Source organism: Acrocarpospora pleiomorpha (genome assembly GCF_009687885.1).
Taxonomy (GTDB): domain Bacteria; phylum Actinomycetota; class Actinomycetes; order Streptosporangiales; family Streptosporangiaceae; genus Acrocarpospora; species Acrocarpospora pleiomorpha.
Genome location: NZ_BLAF01000026.1, coordinates 55,954 through 66,619, shown reverse-complemented (window position 1 = coordinate 66,619; position 10,666 = coordinate 55,954). Strand labels below are relative to the sequence as shown.

The 10,666-nt window shown below is 71.7% G+C and carries 7 protein-coding genes; all 7 read right to left on the bottom strand.

What is annotated here, in order from left to right; translation table 11 throughout:
- The coding region (locus Aple_RS23240) for a sensor histidine kinase (RefSeq protein ID WP_155346789.1) at positions 1-2,592 on the bottom strand (2,592 nt) is incomplete at its 3' end.
- Between the two features lie 153 nt (positions 2,593-2,745).
- Positions 2,746-5,034: a [protein-PII] uridylyltransferase gene (locus Aple_RS23235; protein WP_246264717.1), complete on the bottom strand. Its 2,289-nt coding sequence runs from the start codon at positions 5,032-5,034 to the stop codon at positions 2,746-2,748.
- A 4-nt stretch (positions 5,035-5,038) separates the two neighbouring features.
- The gene (locus tag Aple_RS23230) at positions 5,039-5,377 is read right to left on the bottom strand and encodes a P-II family nitrogen regulator (RefSeq protein WP_155346788.1); all 339 of its coding nucleotides are present in this window, start codon (positions 5,375-5,377) and stop codon (positions 5,039-5,041) included.
- Positions 5,374-6,693 carry an ammonium transporter gene (locus Aple_RS23225; RefSeq protein ID WP_155346787.1) on the bottom strand — a complete coding sequence of 440 codons (1,320 nt, stop codon included), beginning with the start codon at positions 6,691-6,693 and terminating at the stop codon, positions 5,374-5,376. The genes Aple_RS23230 and Aple_RS23225 overlap by 4 nt, the downstream gene beginning before the upstream one ends.
- 304 nt (positions 6,694-6,997) lie before the next feature.
- On the bottom strand, positions 6,998-7,927 hold the full coding sequence (locus Aple_RS23220; RefSeq protein ID WP_155346786.1) for a sigma-70 family RNA polymerase sigma factor: 930 nt from the start codon (positions 7,925-7,927) through the stop codon (positions 6,998-7,000).
- Between the two features lie 186 nt (positions 7,928-8,113).
- Entirely contained in the window at positions 8,114-9,259 is a 1,146-nt protein-coding gene (gene hutI, locus Aple_RS23215; RefSeq protein WP_155346785.1) for an imidazolonepropionase, read from the bottom strand.
- Between the two features lie 40 nt (positions 9,260-9,299).
- Positions 9,300-10,640: a formimidoylglutamate deiminase gene (locus tag Aple_RS23210; protein WP_155346784.1), complete on the bottom strand. Its 1,341-nt coding sequence runs from the start codon at positions 10,638-10,640 to the stop codon at positions 9,300-9,302.
- Positions 10,641-10,666: the final 26 nt, after the last annotated feature.

Here is a 10,666-nt window from a genome sequence, read left to right as displayed (position 1 = left end):
GGGCAGCCCCGCCGGCGTCACCCCGCCCGCGGCCGGCTCGTTGGCCGCCGCCGCCGCGCGATAGCCGGTGTCCGCGCTGGACCGCCAGGCACTCTGCGGCGGTACGGCCTGCGGCGGCATGGGCACGCCCTGGGGCGGCGTGCTCTGCGGCGGCACGACCGGGGGCTTCGGGTCCGGAGGGCGGAACCAGGCCGACTCCACCGAGGCGAAGATCGGCAGGTACTCGTCGCCGCGTTCCAGCGACTCCGCGCGCGGCTCGTACGACGGCGCGCCCAGCACCGGGAACGCCCCCGAATGCTCGGTGAAGGCGGGGAACGCGGCGGTGGTCTCCCCCGCCGACTCCGGCCGGGGCGGCGCCCCGAACGCCGACCACCCGTTGGAGGAGGCCGGCTCCCTGGGCATCTGCCGCGGCACCTGACCGGGCATCTGGCCTGGCATCTGTCCGGGCATCTCCCGTGGCGGTTCCTGCGCCGTCACCGGCCTGCGCACCGGCAGGCCGCTGGTGGTCGTGGGCGTATGGAACGCGCCGGAGGGCTCGATGGCGGCGGGCGTCGGCCAGGCCGGAACCTCGCCGTATCCGGTGGCCACCGGCTTGGCGTCCGGGTTGGCGATCAGCTCCGCCGGGAACAGCACCATCGCGATCAGCCCGTTCGCGTCACCCGGCCGCAGCTGCACCCGGATCCCGTGCCGCTGCGCCAGCCGGCCGACCACGAACAGGCCCATCCGCCGGGAGACCGACACGTCCACGGTGGGCGGCTCGGCCAGCCGCCGGTTGATCTCCATGATCTCCTCGGGGGCCAGCCCGATGCCGGTGTCGCTGACCGCGAGCAGGACCGCGCCGCCCTCGATCGGGCTGCTGGAGACGATCACCTTGGTGTCCCGCGAGGAGAACGCGACCGCGTTCTCGACCAACTCCGCGACCAGGTGCACCACGTCGTTCGCCGCGTGCCCGGCCACGGCCGCGGACCGGTGCACCCGCACCGTGACCCGCTCGTAGCCCTCGACCTCCGACAGCGACGCCCGGACCACGTCCACCAGGCGGGCGGGCTGGCTGCGCTTGCGCGCGGGCTCGTGCCCGGCCAGCACCAGCAGGTTCTCACTGTTGCGGCGCATGCGGGTGGCCAGGTGGTCCAGCTTGAACAGGTCGGCGAGGCGGGTGCCGTCCTGCTCGCCGCGTTCCAGGCCGTCGATGAGCGAGATCTGCCGCTCCACCAGGGTCTGGGTCCGGCGGGACAGGTTGACGAACATCGCGTTGACGTTGTTGCGCAGCTGCGACTCCTCGGCGGCCAGCCGGACCGCCTGCTGGTGCACCTCGTCGAAGGCCTGCGCCACCTCGCCGATCTCGTCGGCGCTGTCCACGGTGACCGAGTGGTCGTCGGCGGGCTGCTGGGGCTCGCTCGCCTCGCGCATCCGCCGCACCACCTCGGGCAGGCGGATCCCGGCGATCTCCAGGGCCTCGGCCCGCAGTCGCCGCAGCGGGCGCACCATCGAGCGGGCGATGAGCACGGTGGTGGCCAGCACCAGCAGGATCAGCACGAGGATGAGGCCGCCCGCGATGAGGGCGCTGCGCTGCTCGGCGGACTGCAGGGCGGAGGCCCGGCCCAGCACCTGGTCGGCCACCTGCCGCTCCACGCCCTTGAGCGCCTCCAGGGCGACGGTGTTGTCCTTGAACCACTCCTGCGCGGTGATCACCCGGCCGGGGATCGGGCGCAGCGCGTGGTTGCGGGAGCCGAGCGCGACCGCCCACGCCTTGGTCATCTCCACGTCCCTGGCGGCCGGCACGCTGCGGGCGGCGTAGAAGGCCGTGAACGCGGCCGTGTCGGCCTCGGCGTTGAACGCGGTGGTGTAGCCGGCCTGCCGGGACCAGGAACCGAGGAAGCGCTGCAGGTCGTCGGGGGTGAAGGCCTGGCGCGGCTCCAGCAGCTCCGTGGTCAGCACGGCGCGCTGCTGGGAGGCCTCGTCCTTGGCGTGGGCCAGCGCGGACAGGGCCCGCGAGGCGGCGACCACCTGCGGGTCGTCGCTGATCTCGCCGAGCTCGTCGTGCAGGCGCAGGATGGTGGCGATGGCCTGGCCGTAGTCGAAGAAGACCGAGGTCGCCTCGTCCTTGTCGCGTTCCGCGGCGTGGCTGTCGGCGATGACCTCCAGCCGGTTGAGCGTCTGCTTGGCCTCCTCGGCGGCGCGCTCGCCGTAGGACTCGTCGATCTGCTTGACGTCGTCGATGGAGGCGGCCAGCAGGCGGTCGACGGCGGCCTTCTGCTGGTTCAGGTCGTATTGCTGCTGCTGGAGGACGCGGCCGGGATCGCGGAGCGAGGCGCGCACGCCGGTCAGGCCGTCCAGCCAGGCCGTGCGGTCGCGTTCGGTCCCGAGCTGCTGGCTGAGGTCGCGCAGCCGGGCCGCGTACTCGGCGGCGGTCAGGGTGCGTTCGTTGGCGGCGATGATGTCGACTGATTCGGTGACTCGGATGCCCGCCAGGATGACGGCGATCAGGGTCGGCGCGAGGATCAGGGCGGTCAGCCGGGTTGGCACGCGCCAGTTCCGCAGCGCGAAGCGTTTGGCCCGTTCCCGTTCTCCGGTCTTTTGTTCCGTACTCACCGGCCCCCGCTAAAACGTCAAATGCCATTGCTAGACAAGCGCGGACAATTCGACCACAAGGTCACGATGGTAAGAGGCCTTACCGATACAAGGGACGCAATCGTTACCAACTGGTAAGAGGAATGATCCCAAGGCACAGGACCGGACAGAAGATCATCTAAGTGCGATAAGCACCTGTTCCCGCACTTGGGTGCGCTGCTGCTCGTCCAGGATGGGCCGGCCGGCCCGGTCCACCACGTAGAAGACGTCCACCGCCTCCGCACCCAGCGTCTCCACCCGCGCCGCGCGCACGTCCAGGCCACAGTCCCCGAAGGCCCTGCCGATCTTCCACAGCAGGCCGGGGCGATCGTGCGCGCGCACCTCGACCACGGTGGCCGTGCTGGAGGCGTCGTCCACCAGCGTCACCCGCGGCGGCGCCACCGGCACCCGGGGCGGGCGCAGCGATCGGGTCCTGCGGGCCAGCCGCTGCTCGATGTCCAGGCGCCCGGCCAGCACCAGGCGCAGGTCCGCCTCCAGGGTCGCCGGGTCGGGGGGCGAGCCGTACTCGGGGACCACCGCGAACTCGATCACGGCCGTGGAGCCGGCCGAGGCGGCGGAGGCCGAGCGCACCACCATCCGGTGCGCGGCCAGCACCCCGGCCGCGCGCCACAGCAGTCCCGGCCGGTCCGGGGCGACCACGGTGACCGCGCCGCCGTTGACCCGGATCGCGCCGCCGCCGTGCCGGGCCAGCGACGCCTGCTCCTGCGACAGGCTCGGCGCGGGCGCGGGCGGGGTGCCGTTCAGCGCGGACCTGACCCGGCGCACCAGGTCGGAGACCAGGGAGGCCTTCCAGCTGTTCCAGGCGGCCGGCCCGGTGGCCTGGCCGTCGGCGACCGCCAGCGCGGCCAGCAGGTCGAGCACCTCGCGGGTGCCGACCGCGCCGGCCACCCGGGAGATCGTCATCGGGTCGTCCAGGTCGCGGCGGGTCGCGGTCTCCGGCAGCAGCAGGTGGTGGCGGACCATGGTGGCCAGCACGTCCACGTCGGCGGCGGGCAGCCCCATCCGGGTGGCGATGTCGCGGACCACCACCTCGCCGGTGCTGGAGTGGTCGCCCGGCCAGCCCTTGCCGATGTCGTGCAGCAGCGCGCCGATCAGCAGCAGGTCGGGGCGGGACACCTCGCGGGTGAAGGCGGCGGCTCCGGCGGCCGTCTCGATCAGGTGCCGGTCCACGGTGTAGGTGTGGATCGGGTTGCGCTGCGGGCGGTGCCGTACCCGCTCCCAGTCGGGGATCAGCCGGACCAGCACGCCCGCCTGGTCGAGTTCCTCCCACACCGGCACGGCCGCGCGGCCCGCGCCGAGCAGGCCGACCAGGGCGTCCCTGGCATCGTCCGGCCAGGGCACCGGCAGCGGCGGGGACTGGGCGGCCAGCATGCTCACGGTGGCCGGGGCCAGCGGCAGCCCGGCTTCTGCGGCGGCCGCGGCGGCGCGCAGCACCAGGACGGGATCGTTGCGGGGGCTGACGCCGCGCGCCAGCACCACCTCGCCGCCGTGCTCCACCACGCCGTCGGCGAGCGGGCGGCGGCCGCGCGGGGCGGGCCCGGACAGCAGCCGGTCCACCGTCCGCCAGGTGGCGTCGAAGGCGTGCGCGATCGTGCGCCCGGCCTCGGCCAGGCGGCGCATCAGCGCCTCGGCGTCCAGCAGGCCGAGCGTGCCGGCCACCGCGTCCTGCTCCTGCAGCACCAGCCGGTCGGTGCCGCGCGCGGTGACCAGGTGCAGCCCGTGCCGGATGTCCAGCAGCAGCTCGTACGCCTCCCGCACCCGGGGCCCGGGGGCGGAGGCGACCCAGGCGGCGGCCACGGCCTGCATCGCCTGCACGTCGCGGATGCCGCCGCGCGCGTCCTTCAGATCGGGTTCGAGCAGGAAGGCCAGCTCCCCGCTGGAGTCGGCCCGGTGGTCGGCGGCCTCCCGCAGCTCGCCCAGGCGCCGCCGCGAGTCGGCCCGCCACTCCACCAGTACGGCTTCGCGCGCGGCCCGGGTGAGCTCGGGATCGCCACTGATGTGCCGGGCCTGGATGAGGCCGAGCACGGCCTTCAGATCCTCCCGGGCCACCTTGGCGGCCTCGTCGACGGTGCGGACCGAGTGGTCCAGGCCGATCCCGGAGTCCCAGATCGGGTACCAGATGCGGTCGGCGATCTGGGCGACGTCGTCGCGGCCGTTGTGCAGCAGGACCAGGTCCAGGTCACTGCCGGGGGCCAGCTCCCCCCGGCCCAGGCTGCCGACGGCGACGAGCGCGACCCCGCTTCCCGCGGTGGCGCGCTCGCCGCCTCTCTCGATTTCGGGGAGCCCGCTCTTCCCGTTCCGCTGGCTGATCGCCGTGCGGAACAGATCGGTGAGCCAGCGGTCGATATCCGCGGCCCGCTCCTTGCGGGCCGCGGCGAACGAGCGAGCTTCCCCTCTCATCATTCGGTTACAGCGCCTCCGGCCCGCGTTCACCGGTGCGGACACGGATCACCGTGTCCACCGGCACGGACCAGACCTTGCCGTCGCCGATCTTGCCGGTCTGGGCGGCCTTGACGATGACGTCGATGACGTCCTCGACGTCGTCCTCCTCGGTCAGCACCTCGACCCGGACCTTGGGCACCAGGTCGACCTGGTACTCGGCGCCGCGGTAGACCTCGGTGTGGCCCTTCTGGCGGCCGTAGCCGCTGGCCTCGCTGACCGTGAGGCCCTTGACGCCGAACTGCTCGAGAGCGGCTTTGACGTCGTCGAGTTTGAACGGCTTGATGATTGCGGTGATGAGCTTCATGCGTCCACCTTCTTGGCCTCAGCCGGAACCGCCGGCCCGTTCGAGGAGGTTACGCCCGAGGAGTGGATCGTGCCGAGGTCGTAGCCGGTCTCGGCGTGGGTGGTGATGTCGATGCCGGTGACCTCTTCCTCCTGCGTGATCCGGAAGCCCATCGTCTTGTCGACGATCTTGCCGAGGATGTAGGTCACGACGAAGGAGTACAGGCCGACCGCCACCGGACCGAGGATCTGGACGCCCAGCTGGGAGATCGGACCGCCGACGAGGATGCCCTTCTCCTGGCCGTCGGCGAACGGGTAGGCCGCGACGAAGCCGAGCGCGACCGCGCCGATCACGCCGCCGACCAGGTGCACGCCGACCACGTCGAGGGAGTCGTCGTAGTTGAGCTTGTACTTCAGGCCCACGGCGAAGGCGCAGATGCCACCGGCGAGGATGCCGATGACGGCGGCCGCCCACGGGTCCACGAAACCACAGGCAGGGGTGATGGCGACGAGGCCGGAGACCGCGCCGGAGGCGATGCCGAGGGTGGTGGAGTGGCCGTCGCGCACCTTCTCCACGATGATCCAGGTGCCGGCCGCGACAGCGGTCGCGATCTGGGTGTTCATGAAGGCGAGTCCGGTGGTGCCGTCGACCGCCAGCTCGGAGCCGGCGTTGAAGCCGAACCAGCCGAACCACAGGATGCCGGCGCCGAGGAGCACCAGGGTCAGGTTGTGGGGGCGCATCGGATCCTTGCCCCAGCCGGACCGCTTGCCCAGCACCAGCGCGAGCGCGAGCGCCGCGGCACCGGCGTTGATGTGCACGACCGTGCCACCCGCGAAGTCCTCGATGCCGAGGTTGGCCAGCCAGCCGCCGCCCCAGACCCAGTGGGCGACCGGGAAGTAGACCACCGTGGCCCACAGCGCGGAGAAGACCACCCACGCGCCGAACTTGGCCCGGTCCGCGATGGCGCCGCTGATCAGGGCAACGGTGATGATCGCGAAAGTGAGCTGGAAGGCCGAGAAGACCAGGTTGGGCATCCCGGTGCCGTCGTCCTTGGTGGCTGTCTCAACGAGGCCGGTGAGTCCCCAGTTGTCCAGACCGCCGACGAGCTTGTTGACGATGCCCGTCCCGTCCCCGGCGGCGTCGAAGGCGAGCGAGTGACCATACAGGACCCAGGCCACCGTCACCACGACGATACTGACCCAGGACATCATCATCATGTTCAGGACACTCTTTGCCCTGGTCATGCCCCCGTAGAAGAAAGCGAGACCTGGAGTCATCAGCAACACGAGTGCTGTCGCTGTGATCATCCAGGCAGTGGAGCCGGTATCGATTTCCATCGACGCGGCCCTCCTTCCCATTGGCGTGTGGCCGGTTATCACGTGCGCAGTGGGCTTCACCCAGGCTTCATTGACCGGCTGGCACACTGACGTATTCGGACGAGCGCGCCTCCGCCACCGGCTCTCACCGACCGCTCGGGTCCTCTTCCGTGGGCGCCAGCGTGTTCTTCTGCCGTTTCAGGTCACGACGTGGCGTGTTTCACATCTGTGAAACTCGTTTGTGGCATGTTTCGGGAAGGTTTCGGATCGTGTGGAAAGACAAAAACGCGCACCCCCAAAGGGGTGCGCGTTGGTAAAGCCCTGGTCAAGCCGCCGCGTGGGCCATCTTCCGCAGCCGGGCCAGCGCGTCGCGCTCCACCCGGCGGGCCCGGTCCCTGCCGATGCCATACCGCTCGCCGACCTCGGTGAGGGTGTGCTCGCGGCCGTCCACCAGGCCGTAACGCCAGCGCAGCATCTCCCTGGCCTGACCCTCCAGGCCGGTCAGCCACTGCTCCAGGCGCTCCTTCTCCAGGGTGGCCATGGCCTGCTGCTCGGGGTCGGCCCAGGTGTCGTCGGCGATCATGTCGCCGAGCTCGGTCTCGTCCTCGTCGCCCACGCCCAGTTGCAGCGAGACCGGGTCGGAGGCCCAGCGGCGCAGCTCCCTGACCCGCTCGATCGGCAGGTCCAGCACCTCGGCCAGATCCACGTCGGTGGGTTCGGTGTCGAATTCGGCGAGCATGTCCCGGCGCACCCGCATCAGCCGGGTCATCTGCTCACCCGCGTGCGTCGGCAGCCGCACCGGTCTCGCCTGCTCGTGGATGGCGCGCCCCACCGACTGCCGGATCCACCATGTCGCGTATGTCGAGAATTTGTAGCCACGCCGATAGTCGAATTTCTCCACCGCGCGCACCAGGCCCAGGTTCCCCTCCTGCACCAGGTCGATCAGCGGCATGCCACGCCCCGAGTATTTCCGTGCCACCGCCACCACCAGCCGCAGGTTGGCCTGGATGAACTCGTCCTTCGCCCGGTGGCCGGAGACCGCGATGCGTTCCAGCTCCTCGTCCAGCGCGTCACCCAGCTTGGGCTCCGCGTCACCGGAGTCGAGCAGCTGTTCCGCGAAGAGGCCGGCCTCGATGCGTTTGGCGAGCTCCACCTCCTCCTCCGCGGTCAACAGCGGCACACGCCCGATCTCGGCCAGATAGGTTCCCAGCAGATCCCGGTCCGCTACCTCTCCCGTGCGATTCCCCGTCGCCATTTCGATGGCACCTCGTTCCGCCGCGGCATGATTCTGCATGATTCATCAACGCTTCGTCCTGCAACGACCAACGGATCGATCAGGGCAAAGATTCCCTTAACAAATACGACCCGGGAACGGTTTTGGTTTCCTCCTACAGGAGGATGCGCACCCGGAATTCCGGCCGTCTGCCCGGGGAATCGGGAATCAAACGACGCGCCGTCCCGCCTGCCACACCTGTGCGACCAGCGGAACTCCCGGCCGGTAGGCCAGATGCACGTACGAGGGCGCGTCCAGGATGACGAGATCCGCGCGGGCGCCCTGCCCCAGCGTCCCGACGTCGGCGCGCCGCAGCGCCGCCGCCCCGCCCCGGGTCGCCGCCCGCACCGCCTCCAGCGGCGTCATGCCCATCTCCCGTACGGCCAGCGCCACGCAGAACGGCATCGAGGAGGTGAACGAGGAGCCCGGATTGCAGTCCGTCGCCAGCGCCACCGTCACTCCGGCGTCGAGCAGCCGCCGCGCGTCCGGATAGGGCGAGCGGGTCGAGAACTCCGCCCCCGGCAGCAGGGTGGCCACCACCCCGCTGGCGGCCAGCAGGTCCACGTCCTGGTCGCTCAGGTGGGTGCAGTGGTCGGCCGAGGCCGCCCCCAGCTCGCAGGCCACCCGCACCCCCGGCCCCTCCCCCAGCTGGCCGGCGTGCACCCGGGCCTGCAGCCCGGCCTTCAGCCCGGCGGCCAGGATCTCCCTGGTCTGGTCCTCGTCGAACGCGCCGCGCTCGCAGAACACGTCCACCCACTTGGCGTACGGCGCGCAGGCGTCCAGCATCGGGCCCGCCGCCAGCCGCACGTAGCGGTCGGGGTCGCCGTCCGGGACGACGTGGGCTCCCAGGTAGGTGGTCTCGGGGGTGAACGCGGAGGCGATCTCCAGGGATCTGCGCTCGTCCTCGACGGTCAGGCCGTACCCGCTCTTGATCTCCATGGTGGTGGTGCCCTGGGCGATCATCTCCGAGACCAGCGCGGCGGTGTTGGCGGCCAGCGCCGGGGTGGTGGCCGCGCGGGTGGCGGCCACGGTGGTGCGGATGCCTCCCGCCGAGTACGGCCGGCCCGCCATCCTGGCCGCGAACTCGGCGGTGCGGTCCCCGGCGAAGACCAGGTGGGCGTGGCTGTCCACGAAACCCGGCAGGATCGCGCGGCCGTCCACGTCCACGTTGCGGTCGGCCAGCGGGGCGTCGGCGGCTTCCCCCACCCAGACCACGGCGCCGCTCTCGACGACCAAGGCGGCGTCGGTGATCTCCTCCCGCTCCGGATCGCCGGTATAGAGCTGCCCGATCCCATGGAACAGCGTTGCCGTCATCGTCCCCACCTGAACGTCCCCCACCCTGAATTCCGGCCGCTCAGCCGCGGACCGCGTCGATGGCGGTCCGCAGCAGCGCGCCGACCTCGCCCAGCGTGTGCCTGCCGTCCTCGACGATCCGCCGCCCGCCCGACACCACCGAGCTGACATCCGCCCCGATCGCCGCGAACATCACCGATTCCACCGCCGAACCGGCGGTCGTGCCAGCCGTACGGACCGAGTCGAGCCGGACCGTGACCAGATCGGCGTGCGCGCCCGGGAGCAGGAAGCCGGCGTCGGGGAACCCGAGCGAGGCGTGGCCCGCGGCGGTGGCGGCGTTCAGCAGTTCCGCGGCCTGCCAGTGGCCGCGTTCCTGGGTGGCCAGGCGCTCGTTCAGCTCGACCGCGCGGGCTTCCTCGAACAGGTCCACGATCGCGTGGCTGTCGGAGCCGAGGGTGATCGGGCAGCCCGACTCGCGCAGGTGGCGGGCGGGTCCGATGCCGTCGGCCAGGTCGCGTTCGGTGGTCGGGCACATGCAGACGTGCGTGCCGGAGCCGGACAGCAGCGCGATGTCCTCCTCCGACAGGTGGGTGGCGTGCACGGCCGTGGAGCGCGGGCCGAGCGCGCCGTGCTCGTGCAGCACCCGGACCGGGGAGGCGGCGTAGGCGGCCACGCAGGCGTCGTTCTCGGCGCGCTGCTCGGAGACGTGCGCGTGCAGCGGGCCCGCCTGCCGGTGCGCGAACTCCACCACCGTGGGCATCTGCTCGGGCGGGACCGCGCGCACGGAGTGGATGGCGGCGCCGATCTCCACGTCCTCCTCGCCGTGGTAGGCGGCGGCCAGCTCCTCGGCGCGCTCGGCCCAGCGGTGCGCGTTCCCGTCGCCGAACCGCACCTGCGGGCCCTGCAGCGCGGCCCCGAATCCGCCGGTCAGGTAGCAGGTGTCCAGCATCGCGACGCGCAGCCCGGCCTCGCGCGCGGCCTGGATCAGCGCGTGGCCCATCTCGTTCCCGTCCTTGTACGGCGTGCCGTCGGGACCGTGGTGGACGTAGTGGAACTCGCCGACGGAGGTGATTCCGGCCAGCGCCATCTCGGCGTACACGGCCTTGGCCAGGGCGTAGTAGTTGTCGGGGTCGAGGCGGGCGGCCACCGCGTACATCTGCTCGCGCCAGGTCCAGAACGAGCCGCGTTCGGTCTGGGTGTGGCCGCGCAGCGCCCGGTGGAAGGCGTGCGAGTGCGCGTTGGCGAGGCCCGGGATGGTGAAGCCGGGGAGGCGCACCGCGCCGGGCGGGGGGTCGGCGTGGCGAGTGACGTCGAGGATCCAGCGGCCCTCGATCGTGATCAGGACGCCGGAGATGACCTCGCCGGGGGGAAGCCAGGCCAGTTCGCACCAGTAGCGGGTCATATCGCCTCCCCGCACAAGTCGGCCAG

Coding starts and splice junctions, on each gene's coding strand:
- Aple_RS23225 (WP_155346787.1), bottom strand. CDS start 6,693: ATGGAAATCGATACCGGCTCCACTGCCTGGATGATCACAGCGACAGCA.
- Aple_RS23210 (WP_155346784.1), bottom strand. CDS start 10,640: ATGACCCGCTACTGGTGCGAACTGGCCTGGCTTCCCCCCGGCGAGGTC.
- Aple_RS23235 (WP_246264717.1), bottom strand. CDS start 5,034: ATGATGAGAGGGGAAGCTCGCTCGTTCGCCGCGGCCCGCAAGGAGCGG.
- Aple_RS23230 (WP_155346788.1), bottom strand. CDS start 5,377: ATGAAGCTCATCACCGCAATCATCAAGCCGTTCAAACTCGACGACGTC.
- Aple_RS23220 (WP_155346786.1), bottom strand. CDS start 7,927: ATGGCGACGGGGAATCGCACGGGAGAGGTAGCGGACCGGGATCTGCTG.
- hutI (WP_155346785.1), bottom strand. CDS start 9,259: ATGACGGCAACGCTGTTCCATGGGATCGGGCAGCTCTATACCGGCGAT.